Below are 21457 nucleotides of genomic sequence, written 5' to 3' on the forward strand. Positions count from 1 at the left end.
TATGCGCGCAGAATTCGTAAACCCTTTCTTAGCGTCACTGTTGAATGTTCTCAAAACAATGGCGTCAATGGAGCTGGCTCCTCAGAAACCCCGGCTAAAAAAAGATGAAGTTGCCAGAGGCGATGTCTCAGGCTTGATTGGTATGGTCGGGCCGAAAACCAAAGGCTCGATGTCGATCACCTTTGATGAAGGGCTAGCACTGGAGATCATGCAGAGAATGCTGGGCGAACGCCCACACAGTATTAACGAGGAAGTCACCGACATGGTGGGTGAAATCACCAACATGGTGACCGGTGGCGCTAAACGCATTTTGGCCGAGAAGGGTTACGAGTTCGATATGGCAACGCCTGCCGTCGTCTCTGGCCGTGGCCACACCATCACCCACAAGTGCGACAGTGCCATCATCATCATGCCGTTTGATTCCGAATACGGTAAAGCCTTTATCGAAATATGCTTTGACGGCTAACCCCCCGCTCTACGCTCTCCTTTGACTTTCAGCTAGCCTCGCTGGCTGAAAGTATTTCCCGCAACGTATCATCAAACTTATCACTTTGATTTTTATGTGAAGTTGCCACAAATCTCGAACAAAAAACTACCAACTGTCATATATTCGATCTAGACTCGATATGCTGGATAGGCATCAAGACACTTATGGTTTGATGTCCCCTGCGCGTCATTTTGCTTGCCCGTAGGGACTAAGCAAGGAAATACCCTCATTCAAAGGAAAGAACGTAACATGAACAAACTGACTGGAACCGTTAAATGGTTCAACGATGAAAAGGGCTTTGGCTTCATCTCTGGTGCTGATGGCAAAGATGTATTCGTCCACTTCAGTGCTATTCAGGCTCAGGGCCGTCGCACCTTGCAGGAAGGTCAAAGTGTTGAGTTTATCGTGACAGATGGTCAGAAAGGTCCACAAGCTAGCGAAGTTGTTGCCCTAGCTTAGTGCCACCGACTTACTCTTCATAAAAAAAACGCCGCTAAGCGGCGTTTTTTATTAGTTCAACAACCGATGGCCCTTACTGGCGCCATTGTTTGAATGCGTTGATCAAACCGTTGGTTGAGCTATCGTGGCTCGCCACCGCTTCTTCACCACCAAGTTCTGGTAGGATCTGGTTCGCCAGCTGCTTACCCAGTTCAACACCCCACTGATCAAAGGTGTAGATATTCCAAATAACACCTTGAGTGAAGATCTTGTGCTCGTAAAGCGCAATCAGAGAGCCCAATACCTCAGGGGTCACTTGCTTAACAAGGATTGAGTTGGTTGGACGGTTTCCGTCGAATACCTTGAATGGTACTAGCTCAGCTACTTCTTCCTGAGTTTTACCAGCAGCCAGGAATTCAGCTTCAACCTGCTCTTTGGTCTTACCGAATGCCAGTGCTTCGGTCTGGGCAAAGAAGTTCGCCATCAGTTTCGGATGGTGATCGCTCAGCGGGTTGTGGCTAATTGCCGGGGCAATGAAGTCACAAGGGATCAGTTTCGTCCCTTGGTGGATCAGCTGGTAAAACGCATGCTGGCCGTTAGTCCCTGGCTCACCCCAGATAATTGGGCCAGTCTGGTAATCGATAGGGTTACCGCCACGGTCAACGCACTTACCGTTTGACTCCATATTACCTTGCTGGAAGTAAGCAGCAAAGCGGTGCAGGTACTGATCGTACGGCAAGATTGCCTCAGTTTCAGCACCGTGGAAGTTGTTGTACCAAATACCGATAAGCGCAAGGATCACTGGCAGGTTCTGCTCAAGCGGCGCTTGGGTAAAATGCTGATCCATTGCGTGGGCACCGTCAAGCAACGCCACGAAGTTGTCAAAGCCAATGGATAGGCTGATAGACAAGCCGATCGCTGAACATAGTGAGTAACGACCGCCAACCCAGTCCCAGAACTCGAACATGTTGTCAGTGTCGATACCGAACTCAGATACAGATTGAGCGTTGGTTGATAGCGCGGCGAAGTGCTTAGCAACGTGAGCCTGATCACCCGCTGTTGCCAAGAACCAATCACGTGCAGAGTGCGCGTTGGTCATGGTTTCTTGAGTGGTGAACGTCTTGGAAGCAATCAAGAACAGCGTCGTTTCAGGGTTAAGCTCTTTTAGCGTCTCAGCAATGTGAGTACCGTCAACGTTCGAGACGAAGTGCATGTTAAGGCGGGTTTTGTATGGTGCCAGTGCTTCGGTCACCATGTATGGACCAAGATCCGAACCACCGATACCGATGTTAACAACGTCAGTGATCTCTTTACCTGTGTAACCTTTCCATTCACCGTCAACAATGCGTGCAGTGAAGGCTTCCATCTTTTCCAATACCGCATTGACGTTTGGCATTACGTCTTCACCGTCAACCATAACCGGTGTGTTGCTGCGGTTACGCAATGCAGAGTGAAGTACTGCACGATTCTCAGTTCGGTTGATCTTCTCACCGCTGAACAAATCTGCAATCGCAGCTTTTACTTCTGTCTGCTCAGCCAGGGCAAATAGTTTACCCATGGTCTCTTCAGTGATCAGGTTCTTGGAGAAATCCAATAGGATGTCATCGCCAAAGTTGGCCGAGAACTTGTTGAAACGCTCGCTGTCGCTGGCAAAAAGCTCGCTAAGCTGAAGGTCCTGAGCATCTTCGAAGTGTGCAGTCAGCGCTTTCCACGCCTCAGTTTGGGTTGGATTGATGTTTTTCAACATGATGAAGTTCCTGATTTTTAATTGTTAATCCATTAGTCTTGACAGCAAAACCCAAGCAATGGATCCCCGATCTTAGTAAATGTAGTTCGTTGCGTTGGCCCTAGTGTAGCTCAACTTATCAGGCCAGCTAAATTTTTGTAATTTTACAACTTACTCTTGAATTTCGTGACCTTCATTGCGTCAGGTCACGAAATTCAAGAGTAAGCTGCAGGCTCATAAAATCGCCATATATTCAATCTATGTGGTATTTATTGCTCTAGTATCAGTAAGGATAATAACGATGTGGTACCAAAAAACAATCCAGCTTCGCCCACGAGCCCGTGGCTTCCACCTCATTACCGATGAAATTGAACAACAAATTCCGGAATTGGCCCAGATAAATATCGGGTTGGCTCACCTCTTTATCCAGCATACATCAGCCAGTCTGACCATCAATGAAAATGCTGATCCGACGGTACGCAGCGATATGGAAGCGCATTTCAACCAAGCAGCTCCCGAACGTGCGCCTTATTACCAGCATACCTATGAAGGCGATGATGACATGCCAGCCCATATCAAGGCCTCAACACTCGGAACCAGTGTTAGCATACCGATTAGTCATGGTCGGCTGGCCTTAGGCACCTGGCAGGGGGTTTACCTGGGTGAACACCGTGACCATGGTGGCAGCCGTCGGATAGTGGTCACCCTGCAGGGTGAATGATACTCGCCGAACGATTAAATCACCGAGGCGGATTTACCACGGAAAAGTAGGTTTCTTGCGGGGCTTGCGCTTTTTCTCAATCTCAACGATACAGAGGAAGTCTTCATGAAACTGTGGAAGGTCTAGGATCGCCTTTGGCACGAATAGCTGAACTTTCGAGTCGGCCAGGATAATGGTTTGCAGCGTAGCTGCTGGCATACACACAATCTCGCCGGCCGTCAGCTTCACCCCATAATTTAACAACACCCTACCATTGCTACCGACGGATTTGACCAGGGGGTAGCCAAACAGGGTCAGTGGCCCTGTGGTTAACTTGATTGTTTCGTTGAAGGTGGCTTCGATATAGAGCAGCTCAGAGTTTATCTGCTCGGCTAATTTGTCGACTTCATGCTTGATGGCCGCTGAGAAAACCCATTCATTGAGCACCGGCTCCCACTTACCACCGAGCTGCAAACAGCGCTTGTATACAAAGTGGTTCTTTCGGCCCGTCGCTAGGGTACAGATGTCGATGTTCCCCTGCTGTTCAAAAGGCATCAGCAATCGAAACACGCTATCGTTGGCATGGTGGGTATAACGATCAGAGATCTCTTCAGCATGCAGCATGAAGGTGCCCAAAGGCAGAGTCTGGCTATTTTCATCAATAATGATACGGCAATGGCCAGTGCCCTTTCTGCACAGGAAGTAGGACTCTTTACGCTCTAGCACTGTGAATTCTTGCATCGACCCAAACCTTATAGAAACAAAACAGCGCTATATTGCGAGCATGGCATAAGATTAGTCAATCTCGTCGATAACCACATGGCTGTTACTCGACCTCAGGGATTGGATCCTGTCGAAAGTTTCCCCTAGCTTACCCGGTAGTTTGTAACCATGTGCCACTCTGTCATCAATGCCCTTATCCATCTCTGACTTGGGAATATTATTGGTCACTTCACTGATTGCCGACTCCCTTTCATCCAGCTTGATATCACGGTCATAAATTTCCACTTCCTCAAACGCCTCGAGGTAGAGCGTACGAAATTCTTCCGCGATATATTTTTCAGATAACGTTCTGAGCTTGGCAGATTTACGCTTGCTGATATAGATTTCAACCCGGCTAACCGGTTTTTTCAGCGTCAGTATGTTGGTCCGGGCTTCGAGGATCTCACGATCGGTCGGGGTATCTTTCAGGGCTTTGAATACCGCAAAAGAAGGCGGCCATTCCTGACCTTTTTTCAAGCGCTCATCCAGGTTATCTTTGAGCCGGCGATAGCTATTGCGATCCAGCGAGGCTGCAAACTGCATCAGCCTTTCACCCGGCTCGTCACCGAATTCCTGGCGCACCTTGCTCTGCCCGAAATTCATGTTCATATCATACCAGAATTGCATGATTTTCTTTTGGCTGGTGCCGTTGTACTTATCCAGCATCACCTGGGTTTTCGGGGTGAACCCCGAGACCCCTTGGCCATCAGCCGAAAAGCCTACTGCGCTGGCATCATCTGGTTGTGACGCAGGAGCAGGTGCCGTGCCCCTGACAGCCGGTGCTGCCGGTTGACGCTGAGCGGGAACGGGGGTAGACGTTGTAGGCGCCGCACTTTTATCTGGTTGCTTGGGTGCTTTAAGCTCGCTTTTAATTCGATTCCAATACTCGGCGTGAGTTTCACTGATGTTCTTTGGCGAACTCATAATAAGTCATCCCCTTCGTCGTCACTCTTAAAGTTAAAGTTAGCAATCTTTTCTTCCAAGATATCGATGGCACCACGTTTCACAGCCTGAGGTCTAGAAGCTGATCGGCTATAGCCCTGCTTGTAACTTTTCTCACTGTGAAGATGGGAGTGCAGCCGACTTCTTAGCTCATCGAGCGAATAAAGCTGTTTGCTTGGCGTTTCCCTGATCCGTTCGATAAACGACGACCAAACCTGAGTCTGGTTGCCATAGCCACTCTTGAACATCACGGCTTCGGCCCAGGGCTCAATCACATTCGGGGAGAGTTCGAGGATATTGATCGCTTTGCCTGAAATCGTCTTATTCACTGGGGTAACTTGAGAGCGATGGAAGCTCGACACCCGCTTGGCATTGCTATACACATCTTGATTGGCATGGGGTTGGGCATAGCCCGTATTGCCTTGCGGTACGTTTTGATCAACCGCGCGGTGATCCACATAAGTATCGAAGTTCAGCCGTCCATTGATTTTGCCACTAGTACGGTAACTCGCGGATGCCTTGTTAACCCCAATGATCAGCTGATCCATCGATAGCTTGGCAATCAGGTTGTCAATCATACTCTCAGAGGCGCACATCATCTCTTTAAGTTGGGACATGCTAGTAATGAAGGCACCGTCTCTGTCCGATAGCTCCGCCAGAGCAACCAGCAGCAGCTTATCTTCAAGGTTAACGGTTTTTTGGCTCCAGGCCTTTTCGAGAAATTTCGATGACATGAGTATCTATACCAGAGAATTTATGGATAACGGCGAGACAGGAACATATTGTAACAAACACAGACGGTGGTACGAACAAGTATAGCGCAGTTTATTTATTGACCAGACGGGCCCAGAGCCCGCAAAGCTGCCCGCATTCGCCTTTTAAGGCATGCTATGGGCAATGGGCTCCATCAGGCCCCCCTCTAGAACGGCTGGTTGATCATTACCCGGAATAGGCTTTCTTCACTACCCCAGGCCATTTCGGTCCGAACAACGATGCCCTCGACCTGGAAGCGCACCGCACCGCCAGCGCTCCATTTCATATCACTGTGCAGCTCTGCCAGATCATATTCATCGGCCACCCGCCCGACATCGACAAAAGCCACCCACTGCCACCAAGGCACGTCATACCATTCGAATACCGGCCAGTCTTCCAGCGGCTGCCAGTCAGGCATTACTCGGTACTCCATGCTATAACTCAATGCCGCCCGATCAACAAAACGGCCGCCGGAAAAACTTCGCAATCGGAATAGGCCCCCGAGGCGATTTCCCGCATAGGTCGGTGGACGACGGAATGCCTCGCTGCCATTCACCTGCTCTGTACTGTTCCAGGTCGGGATATCGGCCGTGTACATGTTCAGTGCCAGCACTTGCTGATCGAACAGCTCCCCAAGATTACCGAAAGACCAGAACCAGCTCTGTTCAAACTCCCACTTCCACCAGCTTGGCCGCTCACTGCTACCGGGATCGATGGTCACAGATAGCTGACTTTGACTACCCTCGGTCGGATTACGGGTGTTATTGCGGTTATCCCAGTCAAAACGGGTTTCCAGCCCCCACACGTCCTCGACCTCACTGAATTCAGTCGGTTCTATTTGGGCGGTAGGCAGTTCATCAAACTCCCGCCCTTGGTAAAACGGCCGGAACTCCACGGAACTAACGCCACTTTCCCACGGCGTATGCCCGGTAAGCTTACGCACCGGCATCAGAGCAGCACGGATCCCCTGACGCTCACCGGCCCCAAATGGCAAAATATAGCGCATCGACAACCGGTACTGGAACTCCTTGGCATCAGCTATTACCTTGTCATCCGCACTGGATTCATTACCTGAAGCTTCACCGAGGTAATAATCAAATTGCTTGTAGTTAGCATCAAACAGCTCAGCCCCGAACAACCAACGACTGTCTTGGCTAACAATATAGTTGCTGGCTCCCAAATAGGTGAGCCACGTACCCTTCTCGCTGTATACCCCAGCCCCGAGCAAGGCGGCTTGTGGCTGACCAGCCCCCTTGAGCAAACCAGCCATACCGACAGACACTCCCATGGCATCGGTGGAGAACACAAAGGGAACAAAGGCCGTCTCGGGATCCCATGTCGGCCAGCTATCAGCCTGACTAGTCGTTGAGCATGAAAAAGCCGCAATCATTGCTGCGGCTTTGATAATTCTTGTCATTATAATGAGTTTGTTCGTCTGTCGATGATTAATAAGCCGGTTACTGGTACGCCATTGCGACTCTTGATGTTAGTTTAGTCACCAGCTCATAAGCAATAGTTCCAATATGACCAGCAACAACTTCTGCTGGCAAGCCTTCGCCCCACAAGATCGCTTCATCACCCACCTTGTCGGTGCTGTCCGGGCCAAGATCGACCGTCAGCATATCCATTGACACCCGGCCTGCCATCGGGACGACACGGCCATTGACCAACACTGGCGTACCATTGGGTGCGGTACGTGGATAACCATCGCCATAGCCGATCGCTATCACCCCTACCTTGGTATCACGCTCGCTGGTCCAAATCCCGCCATAGCCCACCGACTCGCCTTGCTTGACATCACGGACAGCAATCAAGCTTGAGGTCAGCGTCATGACCGGCTTCAAACCGTATGAGTCCGCTCCACGGCCAGCTTCGGCAAACGGCGAAACACCATACATAATGATCCCAGGGCGAATCCACTCAAGGTGGCTATCCGGCCATTCCAATATACCCGCCGAAGCCGCTAGCGAACGCTCCCCTCGGCAGCCATCGGTCAAGGCCATGAAGGCATCGATCTGACGCGGCGTCACCTCGCTCGAGAGCTCATCGGCACAGCCGAAATGGCTCATGTAACGCAACGGTTTGGCAACATTATTGCAGGCATGGAGCCGCTCAACAAAGTCGGTATATTGCTCAGGGCGGACACCGAGGCGGTGCATGCCAGTATCGATTTTCAACCACACCACCACAGGGCTATCAAGCTTGGTTTGCTCCAGCGCTTCAAGCTGCTCGATGGAATGGACAACCGTGTGGATATTGTTGGTTACCAGAACCGGAAGATCCGACGGGGCATAAAAACCTTCCAGCAACAACACCGGCTTGACGACACCACCGGCGCGCAGGGTCAGGGCTTCTTCAATGCGGGCAACACCAAAGCCATCGACGTCGGGTAGGCTTTTGGCGACATGCTCCAACCCATGGCCATAGCCATTTGCTTTCACCACCGCCAGGATCTTACTGTTTGGTGCCTGGCTGCGGATTTGCTGCAGGTTGTGAGTCAATGCCTCGGTACGAATATACGCTGTTGCCGCTTTCATCTTTGTTCCTACTTATTATGCCCCGGCAAACCGGTATTACATCATGTGGCGGTATATATCCATGTAACCTCAAGATACTTGGATATACCCCTTATTCATCATCAAAGGCTGGACCGGCGTAATTATCGAACCGGGAATACTGGCCTTGGAATGTCAGTCGCACGGTACCAATTGGGCCGTTACGCTGCTTACCAAGAATGATTTCGGCAATACCCTTCAGGGCACTGTCTTCGTGATAAACCTCATCACGGTAGATAAACATGATCAAGTCGGCATCCTGCTCGATGGCGCCCGATTCACGCAAATCCGAGTTTACCGGACGCTTATCCGCACGTTGCTCCAACGAGCGGTTCAACTGCGACAGTGCCACCACCGGCACATTGAGCTCTTTGGCCAGAGCTTTGAGCGAGCGGGAGATTTCCGCAATCTCCAAGGTACGGTTATCTTGCAGGCTTGGTACCCGCATCAGCTGAAGGTAGTCGATCATGATAAGGCTAAGGCCGCCATGGTCACGGGCAATACGCCGTGCCCGCGAGCGCACCTCTGTCGGCGTCAGGCCAGAACTGTCATCGATATACATGTTCTTCTTTTCCATCAGAACACCCATAGCAGAAGACACTCGCGCCCAATCTTCGTCATCAAGCTGGCCGGTACGGATCTTGGTTTGATCGACGCGTGCCAACGAGGCCAGCATACGCATCATGATCTGCTCCGAAGGCATCTCCAGCGAGAAGATCAAGACCGGTTTTTCTTCCGACATCGCCGCGTTCTCACACAGGTTCATGGCAAACGTGGTCTTACCCATAGAAGGACGGGCGGCAACGATAATCAAGTCCGATCCCTGCAAGCCAGCCGTCTTTTTGTTTAGGTCGGTAAAGCCCGTTGTCACCCCGGTCACGCCGTCCTGCGGCGATTGATAAAGGATCTCAATACGCTCAAGGGTTTTTTCTAGGATACCCTCGACATTCTGCGGGCCTTCGTTTTCCGAGGTACGCTGCTCGGCAATGGCAAAGACCTTGCTTTCTGCCATATCCAGCAGTTCTTCGCTGTCACGTCCCTGGGGATCATAGCCGGCATCAGCGATCTCATTAGCCACGCTGATCATGTCACGGATAAGCGCACGCTCACGGACAATCTCGGCATAGGCTAATATATTGGCCGCTGAGGGCGTGTTTTTAGCCAGCTCTGCCAGATAGGCAAAACCACCGACATCTTCAAGTTGATCCGCCGTTTCAAGGTGCTCGGATAAGGTGATCAAATCAAGCGGATTGCCACCTTCCAACAAGGCGGCCACGCCTTCGAAAATAATCCGGTGAGGGCGACTGTAGAAGTCTTTGGCCACGACTTTCTCGGCAACAACATCCCATTTTTCGTTGTCCAGCATCAGGCCGCCGAGGACCGACTGCTCTGCCTCGAGCGAGTGCGGCGCCATCTTGATTGCGTCCATCTTGGAGTCTTTCTGGGGGTTCGGTTTGCTATTCTCTGCCATAGAAATTGAAATGATTGCCGGAAACTAGGCCGTGTATTATACCTTAATTCACAAAGAGTCTATCTATCAAAATAACGTTGATGGCGATTTTCCCGATTGAAATGCCATATTAGGCGCTTACAAGCTGATAGGTACATTCAGTTGGCATTTCCTGACCAAAATATGACATAAATCGGTTACACTGCTTTGTTTGGTAATTGTTTGTTTCAACCGATGAGGAGGCCGCTTGGCAAGAACCCTGTTAGCTCTATTACTGCTTGCCAGCACCCATGCCAATGCCGACGCCAGCGATGAGCGCCCCACCCGGATCCCGCCGCCATTAACCACCGAATTAGAGCTCGGCTACCAGTCCCTGGGGGGAAACTCGGACTCGCAAACCCTCAACACCCGAATCGGCGGCACCTACCTCAAGAACCAGTACCGACATAGCGGCGAGCTGCGATTTCTCCTCGCCGAAAAAGACGGTGAAGAAGACAAGCGCAAGGGCCAGATCGAACTACAGAGTGATAAAAAGGTCAACGAACGGACCTATGTATTGGGCAACATCAACTATATCGATGACCGCTACGGCCCCTATTTTACCGACTTCACTTTAGCAACCGGTATGGGTTACCAGCTTATACGGAAGGAGACCTTGCAGGTAGAAGTGGAAGCCGGCCCAGGCTACCGTCATCAAGAACCCAACCTCGATGAAATCGATGATGATGACATCATTGTGCAGGAAACGGTGGATGAGCTGATCCTCCGTGGCAGTGCCAAGATGACCTGGAAGCCGTCGAAAACCGTCGAGATCGGTGTCCGACTCACCGGTATTGCCGGTAACAGTAACAGCACGATGGAAGCCGAGTTCAACCTCACAACAGACATCAGTGACTTTGCCGCAATCAAAATCAGCAACAACCAAAAGCTCAACAGCTGGGTACCCGAAGGCTTGAAAAAACGCGACTCAGCCATGACAGTGAACTTGCTGTTCAAGATGTAACGTTTGCCATCCCCCAGCGGCTTTAGCCTCCGCAACACCCATTCCACTGTTTTACAGGTATAAAAAAACCAGCCCGGAGGCTGGTTTTAAGCTACCAACAAAAACGTTATTAGTCTTCAGCAACAACGTTTAGGTTAGCAGTTGCGAATACGTCAGAGTGCAGCTGGATGCTGATCTCGAATTCGCCAGTCGTACGTAGTGCACCTTCTGGTAGGCGAACTTCGCTCTTCACTACTTCAACGCCAGCCGCAGTAATTGCGTCAGCGATATCACGAGTACCGATAGAACCGAATAGTTTACCTTCGTCACCAGCTTTAGAAGCGATAACTACAGCTTCAAGCGCGTTGATTTTCTCAGCGCGTGCTTCAGCAGCAGTCAGTTGCTCAGCAACTTTAGCTTCTAGCTCAGCACGACGAGCTTCGAACATTTCAACGTTAGCTTTAGTAGCCATTACTGCCTTGCCCTGTGGGATAAGGAAGTTACGAGCAAAACCCGCTTTAACGTTAACCTGATCGCCAAGGCCACCTAGGTTACCGATTTTATCAAGTAGAATAACTTGCATTATCTTGTCCTCTTAAACTTAATTAAACCGCTACCGATTACAGATGCTTATCTGTGTATGGTAGAAGTGCTAGGTAGCGAGAACGCTTGATAGCGCGAGCTAGCTGACGCTGGTATTTAGCGCGAGTACCAGTGATACGGCTTGGTACAATTTTACCAGCTTCAGTGATGTAGTTTTTTAGAGTTGCTACGTCTTTGTAGTCAATCTCTTGTACGCCTTCTGCAGTGAAACGGCAGAATTTACGACGACGGAAGAAACGTGCCATGGGCTATCTCCTGATCTAAATTTTTTCAATGTGGTTGGCATGCAACACTAATTACCAATACCTTACGGCTGGTGTGGTATGAGACAGAGCCTCCTACCTTAATGTGACCGCCAACAGCTAAAACTTGAGTGAGTATTTGTTGACCTTGCTCGCTAACTACTACGTTAATGTAACAATACACTTGCCGCAGTAAGTTGGCTTCCTGCTAATCAGAACGCTAAGCGATTCTTGCTAGCAATTTGCTTCGCTTGGGGTCTTAGGCAATAAAGCCAGGCAACACCAGACGATTGGTCATTCAAAAATTACTCAGCTGCTGCTTCGCCTTCAGATGGTGCTGGAGCTGGTTGCTCTGCACGCTCTTCACGACGTGGGGCACGCTCTTCTTTAGCCTTCATCATTGGAGATGGCTCAGTGATAGCGCCTTTAGTACGCATGATCATGTTACGGATCACTGCATCGTTGAAACGGAAGTTAGACTCCAGCTCGTCAATTACAGACTGCTCAGCTTCAACGTTCAGTAGAACGTAGTGTGCTTTGTGCAGTTTGTTGATTGGGTAAGCCAGTTGACGACGGCCCCAATCTTCTAGACGATGGATCTGGCCACCAGAATCTTTGATAGCAGCAGTGTAACGCTCGACCATGCCAGCAACCTGTTCGCTTTGATCAGGGTGCACCATGAATACGATTTCGTAATGACGCATTGGTTGCTCCTTACGGATTAATCAGCTTCCTGAGTTGGCTCGGTTATCCAGAGGAAGCAAGGAACTAAAAATAGAACCGAGAATTTGGACGCTGAATAGTACAGAGAATGGACAATTGAAGCAAGAGAATTTTATGACTTGGAGGCAAGTTAAGTGGCTAGGGGAAGAAAGTGGGTAATGGGCAATAAAAAGGCAGGCGTGCAATATTCACTGCACGCCTGATTTTGCTAGGAACTAGGTTCTGTTTTTCCTAGTTTCTATTGTGATTGACGCTGACGTACCGCTTCGAACAAGCAAATGCCGGTTGCGACCGAGACGTTCAAGCTAGATACCGAACCCGCCATCGGGATCTTGATCAAGTCATCGCAGGTCTCACGGGTCAGGCGACGCATACCTTCGCCTTCGGCGCCCATCACAATGGCCAACGGGCCAGTCAGCTTGCTTTGGTAAACATCGTGGGTGGCCTCACCGGCCGTACCCACAACCCACACGCCCTTGTCCTGCAGCGCACGGAGGGTACGGGCCAAATTGGTTACTCGCACCAATGGGACGATTTCAGCCGCGCCACAAGCCACTTTGCTTGCCGTGGCATTCAACTGGGCCGAACGGTCTTTCGGTACAATCACAGCGACGGCACCGGCCGCATCGGCATTACGCAGGCAAGCACCCAAGTTGTGCGGATCGGTTACCCCATCCAATACCAGCAACAGTGGGTTTTCTTGGCTAGCCAGAAGGTCATCAATGTTATTTTCATTGAACTGCTTACCCGGACGCACACGGGCAATAATGCCCTGATGCGATGCACCTTGGGCTTTATCATCCAGCGCTTTGCGGCCAGCTTGCTGAATCGTGATACCCAGCATTTGCAGCTCATTGATCACTGGCAGTAAACGGTCATCTTCACGGCCTTTCAGCACAAAAACTTCAATGAAGCGTGAAGGATCCGATGCCAAAACGGCTTTCACGGCATGAATGCCGAAAATCATGTCATTACTCATGGTTTAGTTCTTCTTAGCTGCTCGTTCTTTCTTACCGGCACGCTGTTTCTTCTTACGGGCCTTGGTCGATTTCTTCTTCACGGCCGGCTTACCCTTGCCGTCCCCTTTGTCCGTTTTGCCTGCCGGTGCTTTGTCGTCCTCGAGTTTCGGGATCGCCCCCGCTTTTAGCTTCTGGCGCACCGAGCTGCGCTCTTTCTTCGATTTAGAGCGTTGCTCCTGCTGAGCTTCACCATCAGCCACGCGGTAGACCTTCATACTCTGGCGCTGCATGCCTTCGGCTTTGCGCATACGCTGCTTTTTATCGCGGTTTTTGGCTGTCTTGCCATCACCACGAGGCTTGCGGTTGCTGCCTACGATATCAAAGTCAATTTGGCGATCATTCAGGTTAATGGATGCGACCTTCACTTTTACCGTATCACCCAGGCGGTAAACCTGCCCGGAGCTATCACCAATCAAGCGCTGTCCAACCGGATCGAACTGGTAGTAATCATTGGCCAAATTGGAAATATGCACCAAGCCGTCAATGTTCAGCTCATTGAGGCGAACAAAGAAGCCAAAGCCGGTTACATTGGCAATCACACCGTCGAACTCATCGCCGACGTGATCTTGCATGTATTCACATTTCAGCCAATCAGCCACATCGCGGGTCGCGTCATCGGCACGGCGCTCGGTGGTTGAACACTGCTCGCCAAGACCGTCAACATCATCAAAAGAATAGTGGTAACCACCTGTTGGCGTCCAGCGATCCTTATTGGTCCCTTCCTGCTTGGCCACGAGATACTTAAGCGCGCGGTGCAGGGTCAAATCTGGGTAGCGGCGAATCGGTGAAGTAAAGTGGGCATATTGCTTCAATGCCAAGCCAAAGTGACCGATATTATCGGCCTGATAAACCGCTTGCTTCATCGAGCGCAGCAGCATGGTTTGTATCAACTCTTTGTCTGGACGATCCTGAATTAACGCGGCCAGCTCTGCATAATCTTTTGGTGATGGCTCCAAGCCACCTGACAACTGCAGGCTCAGTTCACCAAGGAAATCACGGAACCCCAGCAGGCGCTCTTCACCCGGGGAGTCATGTACTCGGTACAGGGCCGGCTCTTTGGCTTTCTCTACGAAGCGGGCGGATGCAATATTCGCCAGGATCATGCATTCTTCGATGATCTTGTGTGCATCATTGCGAACAGCCGGCACAATACGATCAATCTTGCGATCAGCATTAAAGATAAACTGCGTTTCAATCGTTTCAAACTCAATCGCACCACGCACTTCACGCTCGCTTTTGAGCACCTTGTACATGCTGTACAATTCTTCGATATGCGGCACCAAGGGAGCATAGCGCTCGCGCAGCTCTTCATCGCCGTCCAGCATCTTGCTAACTTTGGTGTAAGTTAGACGGGCATGAGAATTCATGACCGCTTCGTAGTGCTTGTAGCCTGACAGTTTGCCGGTTTCAGATATGGTCATTTCACACACCATACACAAACGGTCAACCTGCGGGTTCAGTGAACACAGGCCGTTGGACAATACCTCCGGCAACATCGGGATCACCTGAGACGGGAAATATACGGAGTTACCGCGCTTCACCGCCTCATTATCGAGTGCCGTGTCTGGACGTACGTAGTAGCTGACATCAGCAATCGCAACCCATAGGCGCCAACCACCGGATTTTTTACGCTCACAATACACAGCGTCATCGAAGTCGCGGGCATCTTCACCATCAATGGTAACCAGCGGCAAGTCGCGTAAATCAACACGGCCTTTTTTCGCCTCTTCAGGCACTTCTTCGCCAAGACCCTGAATTTGCTTTTCAACTTCAGACGGCCATTCGTGTGGAATATCATGAGTACGCAAAGCAATTTCGATTTCCATACCTGGTGCCATGTTTTCACCCAGCACCTCAACCACTTTACCAACAGCATTATATTGACGTGTCGCACGCTGGTTGACTTCCACCACCACCACGTTGCCCATGCGGGCACCCATGCGCTGGTCATTCGGGATCACGATATCCTGGGCAATACGGGAGTCATCCGGTACCACATAGCCCATATTGTCTTCGATAAAGAAACGGCCGACAATTTGTCCATCGTAATGCTTCAGAACACGTACCACGCGGCCTTCACGACGGCCACGCTTATCCGTGCCCGCCACCTGAGCCAAGATGTAATCGCCATGGATCACACCGCGCATTTGGTGGTGCGGCAATAGCAAATCTTCTTCTTTGCTATTGGTGCCCTCAGGGCGCAGGAAACCAAACCCATCTCGGTGGCCAATCACATGGCCTTTGATCAAATCGAGACGCTCCGGCAGGGCGTAGCACTGGCGGCGGGTAAATATCAGTTGGCCATCACGCTCCATGGCGCGAAGGCGGCGGCGCAGACCTTCGTATTGGTCGTCACCCTCAAGTTTCAGCTCTGCAAATAGCTGATCGCGGCTAACAGGCGCCGAGTAACCCCGGATCACTTCCAGCAGCATTTCACGGCTAGGGATAGGGTTTTCGTAGTTTGATGCTTCGCGATCGCGAAAAGGATCGACCGGTAAATCGGTAGTACCTTTTGACATAATTAGATCCAAGTTAGCGAAGAGATACTTCAAGTATATCTGCGCCCTAGGTGAACAGACGGGAGCCAAGTCGAAAAATCAGCTCCCCAGAGAGATTTTGAAGTTATTGCGTTTCTATCAGTGCGCTGACTGGTCCAACAGGACACGTAGAGGCGGGTTGTCATCGATCATTTCTGACAAGGTGTGGTTGTCCAGCTCATCCAAGAAGGCTTTGCGCGCATCGAAGAGGATACCTTTCAGCCGACAGGCTGGTGTTATATGGCAAAAATCCTCGCTGCAATTGACGATTTGCAAAGGCTCAATCGCCCGCACGACGTCGCCGATCACTATTTTATCGGCAGGCATACCCAGGCGGATCCCGCCATTTTTACCGCGCACTGTTTCGACGTAACCCAGCTGTCCCAGCTTATTGATGATTTTCACCATGTGGTTACGTGACACGCCGTACACCTCGGTCACTTTGCTGATACTCGCGAGCTCCCCCTGTGGCAGGGTAGCTAGGTATATAAGGGCACGCAGGCCGTAATCGGTAAAACTCGTCAGTTGCACAATAACTCCTCCTGCCGACATTTTAATCTGGATATTGACTAAAAGATACAGATACGATACAACTTAAAACATATATTATAAATACACCATTATAAGGTAAAGTCATGCTCAGCTCCCAAACTATTGAGATCGTTAAAGCTACCGCGCCAGTTATTGCCCAGACCGGCCCTGCTTTGACCGCACATTTCTACGATCGTATGTTCAACCATAACCCCGAACTCAAAGATATTTTCAATATGAGTAACCAGCGTAACGGGGACCAACGCGAAGCGCTGTTCAATGCAATCTGCGCCTATGCCAACAATATTGAAAATCTTCCAGCCCTATTGCCAGCGGTCGAGAAGATTGCCCACAAGCACACCAGTTTCATGATCACTGCAGAGCAATACGCTATTGTCGGTGGCCACCTGCTGGGTACAATTGACGAGCTGCTCTCGCCGGGCCAAGAAGTCCTGGATGCCTGGGGCGAAGCCTACGGCCTGCTTGCAGACATCTTTATCAAACGGGAAGAAACAATCTATCAGGAAAACGAAAACAAGGCCGGCGGCTGGCGCGGCACCCGTGAATTTACCTTGGTTGAGAAAACCCCAGAAAGTGATGTGATCACCAGTTTCACTTTCAAACCCGTCGACGGCGGTGCTGTCGCAGGTTACCTGCCGGGCCAATATTTGGGGGTTTACCTCCAGCCAGAAGGGTTCGAATTCCAGGAGATCCGCCAATACAGCCTGTCTTCGGCACCTCAAAACGATCAATACCGCATCTCGGTCAAACGCGAAGAGGGAGGCACGGTGTCGAGTTACCTGCACGATACCCTGCAAGTCGGCGATAACATCCAGCTTGCTCCACCGGCCGGTGACTTCTTCCTCGATGTGGCAGCCGCAACCCCAATCGCACTGATATCAGCCGGTGTGGGCCTGACCCCGACCCTGTCAATGCTAGAAACCCTGACTAACCACAAGGCTGACGTGCACTGGCTGCACGCCGCTGAAAACGGTAAACACCACGCATTCAAAAATTCAGTTGCCCGCATAGTGGCCGCCCAAGAGCATATTTCCAGCAACATCTGGTACCGCGAGCCATTGGTCACTGACAGCCCGGCCGAAGACTATCAATTCGACGGTATGATGGATCTCAGCAAGGTCAAAGCGCTGGTGACGACACCGGGTATGCAGTACTACTTCTGTGGTCCGGTAGGGTTCATGCAGCATGTGGCCAAGCAGCTGATCGAGATGGGGGTCGCCGAGGAGCAACTCCACTATGAATGTTTCGGACCACATAAAGTGCTTTAAGCAAAAACGCAAAAGAGAGGCTTAAGCCTCTCTTTTTTCTTGTCTCTTCAATCAATCGATTAGCTCAAACGCCTCATCGAGCAAAATGCTTGCCCTACCAAAAGCTATCCCGCCGCTTGGCCCTGGCAATCACATTGGCCGGCATCCGATTTTCCAACCCGCGCCGCAGGCGGGCAATCTTGTTATGGGTATTTTGGCTGGCGGTCGCGGTGTTATATAACCAGCGATAAGCATCTTCAAAGTCCAGAGGGCTGCCATAATTACTCAGCAGTAACTCGGCAAGCTGGATACGGGCATCAACATTCCCCATGGCTGCGGCTTCACGCAGGTAAGGGATCGCCCGCTCTCGGTCTTGCTGAACCAAGGTACCACGGGCATAGTAACGCCCCAGCTGTTCTAGTGCCGCCGGAGAGCCTTGCTGGGCTGCCGACTGCATATAATGAACCCCAAGCTCGACATCCCGCTCGACGCACACGCCCCAAGCTAACATATCGCCGTAGAGGAACTGATAGGAGGGAGACTCCACCCGGATAGCCCTGGCCTCAATGTCCTGAACTAACTGGCAATCGTCGGCCTGAACCTTTTGTAAGTGACTGTTGGAGACGAACATCCGGCTGAGCTCATTTTCACTATACACCGGTACGGCCTCGCCGACCTCTTCCAGGGCGGAAGCGGGGACTGCGCTGCACAGGGCAATAGCAACTATTAACGGGCGTAGGCTCATGGATGGATCTCTTTCCGAACGTGCTAACCTTATCGGCGGCAGGCGCTGAGACTTTAGAGAAAAAACCGCCTAAGCGGCAATTTTCTGGCACATCAATGACATAGTATAAATCAGTTTTTGACGCAATCCTCGACACCTATTTTTGGAACCAACCCCCATTTAGACAGCACCAATACACAACTGAGTGCTTACTGGTTGTTAACGAGTAATTTAGCCATAAAAAAAGCCAGCCCCATAGGGCTGGCTTTCAAATCAATCACTGTAATCAGCAATTATTCACCGTATGGGTGAACCTTGATGATTGTTTCGTTACGGTCAGGACCGGTAGAAACGATGTCGATTGGTACACCAGTTAGCTCTTCGATACGTGCAATGTAATCTAGAGCAGCTTGTGGAAGCGCATCCAAAGACTTAGCACCGAAGGTGTTCTCAGACCAACCTGGAACCGTTTCGTAGATTAGCTCTAGATCTTCGTAAGCATCAGCCGCCATTGGTGATACTTCTAGGATTTCGCCATCTTTGGTCTTGTAGCCAGTACAGATCTTAAGCTCTTTTAGGCCATCCAATACATCTAGCTTGGTTAGGCAGAATCCTGAGATTGAGTTGATTTGTACCGCACGGCGCATAGCAACCGCATCAAACCAACCTGTACGGCGTAGACGGCCTGTTGTAGCGCCAAACTCGTTACCGACTTCACCTAGGTGCTTACCAACTGGGTCTTGCTTATCCAGACCGTCGTATAGCTCAGTCGGGAATGGACCGGCACCAACACGTGTGCAGTATGCTTTTGCAATACCTAGGATGTAACCAAGGTGACGCGGACCGAAACCAGAACCTGCAGCAACACCACCAGCAGTCGTGTTTGAAGAGGTTACGTACGGGTAAGTACCGTGGTCGATATCAAGCAGTGTACCTTGCGCACCTTCGAACATGATCTTGTCGCCACGTAGACGGGCATCATCAAGCTCTTTAGTTACGTCGATAACCATTGAAGTTAGAATATCAGCCTGAGACATGATCGTCTCAAGGACTTCATCGTAGCTTACAGGCTCAGCATTGTAGTAATGCTCAAGCTGGAAGTTGTGGTAAGCCATAACTTCTTTAAGCTTCTCAGCAAATGCTTCTTTGTCGAAAAGGTCACCAACGCGTAGGCCGCGACGAGCAACTTTATCTTCATATGCTGGACCGATACCACGACCAGTTGTACCGATCGCTTTCTTACCACGTGCGATTTCACGCGCTTGGTCAAGAGCAATATGGTATGGAAGAATTAGCGGACAAGCTTCTGACAGGAACAGACGTTCGCGCACAGGGATACCACGTTCTTCTAGTGGGCCCATTTCTTTCATCAGCGCGTCAGGAGAAAGTACAACACCGTTACCGATGATACATTTAACGTTGTCACGTAGGATGCCTGATGGGATCAGGTGAAGGACAGTTTTTTCACCGTCAATGACAAGGGTGTGACCGGCGTTGTGACCACCTTGGTAGCGCACTACGTATTTTGCATCTTCGGTCAACAGATCAACGATCTTACCTTTACCTTCGTCACCCCATTGGGTGCCAAGAACGACTACATTATTTGCCATCTTTCTTCATCTATAGTAGTTAAAAAGGGATTCTAGCACCTTCAACGTTGGCTTGCAGTCATTTTTTGACCATAGGCGGCAAATGTGAAAGATGCCTGTCACGCAAACGTGCTAGCGGAATTTACATACTAGTGTACATCATATATGAGATGACACTGCCGGCAACCACCAGACAGCCACCGATACGGCGCAGGGCATTGTCATCCTGCTGGCTTAGCTGGCTCACCATCTCTCGCCAGCCTTTCGGTGCCAACAAAGGCCCAAGCCCTTCAAAGACAAGGACTAGCCCCAACGCCATCCATATCGCCTTACTCATGATTCTCTCCTCACATTACTGGCAGGAATTATACCCAATAAAAAAGGCAAGACCGAAGTCTTGCCTTTTCATCGCAACCAGAATGATGCTTAGTTGGCTACCGCATTGGATTCTTTCATGTACTTAAAGAAATCCGTATTCGGGTCAACAACCAAGATATCGTTCTTCGAATTGAAGCTGTTCTCGTACGCTTTCAAAGAACGCAGGAAGTTATAAAACTCTGGGTCCTGATTGAAAGCTGTTGAGTAAATCTCCGCAGTTTGCGCATCGGCACTACCACGAACCACTGCAGCCTGACGGTTAGCATCGGCCAATATCTTTGCTACTTCAAGCTCAGACTGGGCACGGATAACCTCGGCTTTCTCACGGCCCTGTGAACGGTGCTTACGGGCAACCGACTCACGCTCAGCACGCATACGGCGGTAGATTGATTCGCTGATCTCATCCGGTAAGTTGATTTTCTTCATACGGAAGTCAACCACCTCAACACCCAAGTCTTTAAATGCGCTGACTTTAATGTCGGCCAATACATTGGCCATGATTTGATCACGCTGGCCTTCTACCTCTTTACGAGGAGCGACTTCAGCTACGATTTCCGTTGCCGGTGCATCATCTTCTTCAACAACGGCATTGCTGTCGATTTGGTTACCGCGATCAGGGCCGGAAACAATCTGCTTGATTTCACGTGAACCGATTTCAGCACGTAGGCTATCCACCACTTTACGTTTTAGCAGTGCTTCTGCCGTTGATGCATCACCACCACCTGTTGTCAGGTAGTACTGACCGAAATCTTCGATTTTCCACTTCACGTAGGTATCGATGATAACGTCTTTTTTCTCAGACGTTACGAAACGGTCAGCTTGGTCATCCATGGTCTGAATACGGGCATCCAAGGTACGGACACGGTCAAACACTGGCACTTTGAAGTGCAGGCCTGGCTCGTAGATCCGTGCAACATCGGAATTGGCATCCTTAAGAATACGACCAAAACGGACAACAATACCGCGCTCGCCTTCTTGTACCACAAACATGGACATCAGCAACGTCGCGATAAAGACAACAATCACCGGGATCATTAACTTACGCATA

Annotated in this window: 22 protein-coding genes; 5 read left to right on the forward strand and 17 right to left on the reverse strand. The window is 50.5% G+C overall.

Annotation, left to right across the window (positions count from 1 at the left end):
• The first annotated feature begins 1 nt into the window (after nt 1).
• On the forward strand, nt 2-466 hold the full coding sequence (locus L4D79_RS24870; protein ID WP_255044256.1) for a chemotaxis protein CheX: 465 nt from the start codon (nt 2-4) through the stop codon (nt 464-466).
• A 270-nt stretch (nt 467-736) separates the two neighbouring features.
• Complete coding sequence (locus tag L4D79_RS24875) at nt 737-946, forward strand: cold-shock protein (RefSeq protein ID WP_428655518.1); 210 nt, start codon at nt 737-739, stop codon at nt 944-946.
• A gap of 73 nt (nt 947-1019) precedes the next feature.
• Here the strand turns inward: L4D79_RS24875 and pgi are convergent, their stop codons facing one another.
• Nucleotides 1020-2672, reverse strand: coding sequence for a glucose-6-phosphate isomerase (gene pgi / locus L4D79_RS24880; RefSeq protein WP_428655520.1), 1653 nt, complete (start codon nt 2670-2672; stop codon nt 1020-1022).
• Between the two features lie 280 nt (nt 2673-2952).
• Here pgi and L4D79_RS24885 point away from each other — a divergent pair, with 280 nt between their 5' ends.
• On the forward strand, nt 2953-3372 hold the full coding sequence (locus tag L4D79_RS24885) for a secondary thiamine-phosphate synthase enzyme YjbQ (RefSeq protein WP_428655522.1): 420 nt from the start codon (nt 2953-2955) through the stop codon (nt 3370-3372).
• A gap of 33 nt (nt 3373-3405) precedes the next feature.
• On the opposite strand, the gene L4D79_RS24890 is transcribed toward L4D79_RS24885, so the two are convergent.
• The 6 genes from L4D79_RS24890 to L4D79_RS24915 form a co-directional block, all read right to left on the reverse strand.
• Nucleotides 3406-4092 carry a hypothetical protein gene (locus L4D79_RS24890; RefSeq protein ID WP_428655524.1) on the reverse strand — a complete coding sequence of 229 codons (687 nt, stop codon included), beginning with the start codon at nt 4090-4092 and terminating at the stop codon, nt 3406-3408.
• A 54-nt stretch (nt 4093-4146) separates the two neighbouring features.
• The gene (locus L4D79_RS24895) at nt 4147-5037 is read right to left on the reverse strand and encodes a Sec-independent protein translocase family protein (RefSeq protein ID WP_428655527.1); all 891 of its coding nucleotides are present in this window, start codon (nt 5035-5037) and stop codon (nt 4147-4149) included.
• A complete protein-coding gene (locus tag L4D79_RS24900; protein WP_428655530.1) occupies nt 5034-5789 on the reverse strand; it encodes a hypothetical protein in 756 nt (251 codons plus the stop codon). Before L4D79_RS24900 ends, L4D79_RS24895 begins: the two co-directional genes overlap by 4 nt.
• A 185-nt stretch (nt 5790-5974) precedes the next feature.
• Nucleotides 5975-7225, reverse strand: a complete 1251-nt coding sequence (locus tag L4D79_RS24905; RefSeq protein ID WP_428655532.1) for a BamA/TamA family outer membrane protein — start codon at nt 7223-7225, stop codon at nt 5975-5977.
• Between the two features lie 40 nt (nt 7226-7265).
• Nucleotides 7266-8345 carry an alanine racemase gene (gene alr, locus L4D79_RS24910; protein WP_428655534.1) on the reverse strand — a complete coding sequence of 360 codons (1080 nt, stop codon included), beginning with the start codon at nt 8343-8345 and terminating at the stop codon, nt 7266-7268.
• 91 nt (nt 8346-8436) lie between these two features.
• On the reverse strand, nt 8437-9834 hold the full coding sequence (locus L4D79_RS24915) for a replicative DNA helicase (protein WP_107351039.1): 1398 nt from the start codon (nt 9832-9834) through the stop codon (nt 8437-8439).
• Between the two features lie 226 nt (nt 9835-10060).
• Here L4D79_RS24915 and L4D79_RS24920 point away from each other — a divergent pair, with 226 nt between their 5' ends.
• Nucleotides 10061-10816 (forward strand): DUF481 domain-containing protein, encoded by a 756-nt coding sequence (locus L4D79_RS24920; protein ID WP_428655537.1) that lies wholly within the window; start codon nt 10061-10063, stop codon nt 10814-10816.
• A gap of 109 nt (nt 10817-10925) precedes the next feature.
• Here the strand turns inward: L4D79_RS24920 and rplI are convergent, their stop codons facing one another.
• From rplI to nsrR, 6 genes are all read right to left on the reverse strand, one after another.
• The gene (gene rplI, locus L4D79_RS24925; RefSeq protein ID WP_107351036.1) at nt 10926-11378 is read right to left on the reverse strand and encodes a 50S ribosomal protein L9; all 453 of its coding nucleotides are present in this window, start codon (nt 11376-11378) and stop codon (nt 10926-10928) included.
• A gap of 37 nt (nt 11379-11415) precedes the next feature.
• Entirely contained in the window at nt 11416-11643 is a 228-nt protein-coding gene (gene rpsR / locus L4D79_RS24930) for a 30S ribosomal protein S18 (protein ID WP_005421136.1), read from the reverse strand.
• 302 nt (nt 11644-11945) lie between these two features.
• Nucleotides 11946-12344 carry a 30S ribosomal protein S6 gene (rpsF, locus tag L4D79_RS24935; RefSeq protein WP_255044247.1) on the reverse strand — a complete coding sequence of 133 codons (399 nt, stop codon included), beginning with the start codon at nt 12342-12344 and terminating at the stop codon, nt 11946-11948.
• Nucleotides 12345-12601: 257 nt separating this feature from the next.
• Nucleotides 12602-13342, reverse strand: a complete 741-nt coding sequence (rlmB, locus tag L4D79_RS24940) for a 23S rRNA (guanosine(2251)-2'-O)-methyltransferase RlmB (protein WP_428655542.1) — start codon at nt 13340-13342, stop codon at nt 12602-12604.
• A 3-nt stretch (nt 13343-13345) separates the two neighbouring features.
• The gene (gene rnr, locus L4D79_RS24945; protein ID WP_428655544.1) at nt 13346-15901 is read right to left on the reverse strand and encodes a ribonuclease R; all 2556 of its coding nucleotides are present in this window, start codon (nt 15899-15901) and stop codon (nt 13346-13348) included.
• Between the two features lie 117 nt (nt 15902-16018).
• Nucleotides 16019-16450, reverse strand: coding sequence for a nitric oxide-sensing transcriptional repressor NsrR (gene nsrR, locus L4D79_RS24950; RefSeq protein WP_428655546.1), 432 nt, complete (start codon nt 16448-16450; stop codon nt 16019-16021).
• Nucleotides 16451-16554: 104 nt separating this feature from the next.
• On the opposite strand from nsrR, the gene hmpA reads away from it, so the two are divergent.
• Complete coding sequence (gene hmpA / locus L4D79_RS24955; protein ID WP_428655548.1) at nt 16555-17739, forward strand: NO-inducible flavohemoprotein; 1185 nt, start codon at nt 16555-16557, stop codon at nt 17737-17739.
• Nucleotides 17740-17833: 94 nt separating this feature from the next.
• On the opposite strand, the gene motX is transcribed toward hmpA, so the two are convergent.
• The 4 genes from motX to hflC all read right to left on the reverse strand — a co-directional run bounded on the left by motX (nt 17834) and on the right by hflC (nt 21456).
• Nucleotides 17834-18463 (reverse strand): flagellar protein MotX, encoded by a 630-nt coding sequence (gene motX / locus L4D79_RS24960; protein WP_428655550.1) that lies wholly within the window; start codon nt 18461-18463, stop codon nt 17834-17836.
• 272 nt (nt 18464-18735) lie between these two features.
• A complete protein-coding gene (locus L4D79_RS24965; protein WP_255045088.1) occupies nt 18736-20052 on the reverse strand; it encodes an adenylosuccinate synthase in 1317 nt (438 codons plus the stop codon).
• 121 nt (nt 20053-20173) lie between these two features.
• On the reverse strand, nt 20174-20368 hold the full coding sequence (locus L4D79_RS24970) for a DUF2065 domain-containing protein (protein WP_428655554.1): 195 nt from the start codon (nt 20366-20368) through the stop codon (nt 20174-20176).
• A gap of 89 nt (nt 20369-20457) precedes the next feature.
• Complete coding sequence (hflC, locus tag L4D79_RS24975) at nt 20458-21456, reverse strand: protease modulator HflC (protein WP_428655556.1); 999 nt, start codon at nt 21454-21456, stop codon at nt 20458-20460.
• Between the last annotated feature and the right edge of the window lies 1 nt (nt 21457).

The sequence above is a fragment of the Photobacterium satsumensis genome, from assembly GCF_050336935.1.
Classification (GTDB): Bacteria; Pseudomonadota; Gammaproteobacteria; order Enterobacterales; family Vibrionaceae; genus Photobacterium; species Photobacterium satsumensis.

Excerpts from the sequence above, each read along its gene's own strand:
- L4D79_RS24870 (WP_255044256.1), top strand. The coding sequence starts at position 2 with ATGCGCGCAGAATTCGTAAACCCTTTCTTAGCGTCACTGTTGAATGTT.
- L4D79_RS24875 (WP_428655518.1), top strand. The coding sequence starts at position 737 with ATGAACAAACTGACTGGAACCGTTAAATGGTTCAACGATGAAAAGGGC.
- pgi (WP_428655520.1), bottom strand. The coding sequence starts at position 2,672 with ATGTTGAAAAACATCAATCCAACCCAAACTGAGGCGTGGAAAGCGCTG.
- L4D79_RS24885 (WP_428655522.1), top strand. The coding sequence starts at position 2,953 with ATGTGGTACCAAAAAACAATCCAGCTTCGCCCACGAGCCCGTGGCTTC.
- L4D79_RS24890 (WP_428655524.1), bottom strand. The coding sequence starts at position 4,092 with ATGCAAGAATTCACAGTGCTAGAGCGTAAAGAGTCCTACTTCCTGTGC.
- L4D79_RS24895 (WP_428655527.1), bottom strand. The coding sequence starts at position 5,037 with ATGAGTTCGCCAAAGAACATCAGTGAAACTCACGCCGAGTATTGGAAT.
- L4D79_RS24900 (WP_428655530.1), bottom strand. The coding sequence starts at position 5,789 with ATGTCATCGAAATTTCTCGAAAAGGCCTGGAGCCAAAAAACCGTTAAC.
- L4D79_RS24905 (WP_428655532.1), bottom strand. The coding sequence starts at position 7,225 with ATGACAAGAATTATCAAAGCCGCAGCAATGATTGCGGCTTTTTCATGC.
- alr (WP_428655534.1), bottom strand. The coding sequence starts at position 8,345 with ATGAAAGCGGCAACAGCGTATATTCGTACCGAGGCATTGACTCACAAC.
- L4D79_RS24915 (WP_107351039.1), bottom strand. The coding sequence starts at position 9,834 with ATGGCAGAGAATAGCAAACCGAACCCCCAGAAAGACTCCAAGATGGAC.
- rplI (WP_107351036.1), bottom strand. The coding sequence starts at position 11,378 with ATGCAAGTTATTCTACTTGATAAAATCGGTAACCTAGGTGGCCTTGGC.
- rpsR (WP_005421136.1), bottom strand. The coding sequence starts at position 11,643 with ATGGCACGTTTCTTCCGTCGTCGTAAATTCTGCCGTTTCACTGCAGAA.
- rpsF (WP_255044247.1), bottom strand. The coding sequence starts at position 12,344 with ATGCGTCATTACGAAATCGTATTCATGGTGCACCCTGATCAAAGCGAA.
- rlmB (WP_428655542.1), bottom strand. The coding sequence starts at position 13,342 with ATGAGTAATGACATGATTTTCGGCATTCATGCCGTGAAAGCCGTTTTG.
- rnr (WP_428655544.1), bottom strand. The coding sequence starts at position 15,901 with ATGTCAAAAGGTACTACCGATTTACCGGTCGATCCTTTTCGCGATCGC.
- hmpA (WP_428655548.1), top strand. The coding sequence starts at position 16,555 with ATGCTCAGCTCCCAAACTATTGAGATCGTTAAAGCTACCGCGCCAGTT.
- motX (WP_428655550.1), bottom strand. The coding sequence starts at position 18,463 with ATGAGCCTACGCCCGTTAATAGTTGCTATTGCCCTGTGCAGCGCAGTC.
- L4D79_RS24965 (WP_255045088.1), bottom strand. The coding sequence starts at position 20,052 with ATGGCAAATAATGTAGTCGTTCTTGGCACCCAATGGGGTGACGAAGGT.
- L4D79_RS24970 (WP_428655554.1), bottom strand. The coding sequence starts at position 20,368 with ATGAGTAAGGCGATATGGATGGCGTTGGGGCTAGTCCTTGTCTTTGAA.
- hflC (WP_428655556.1), bottom strand. The coding sequence starts at position 21,456 with ATGCGTAAGTTAATGATCCCGGTGATTGTTGTCTTTATCGCGACGTTG.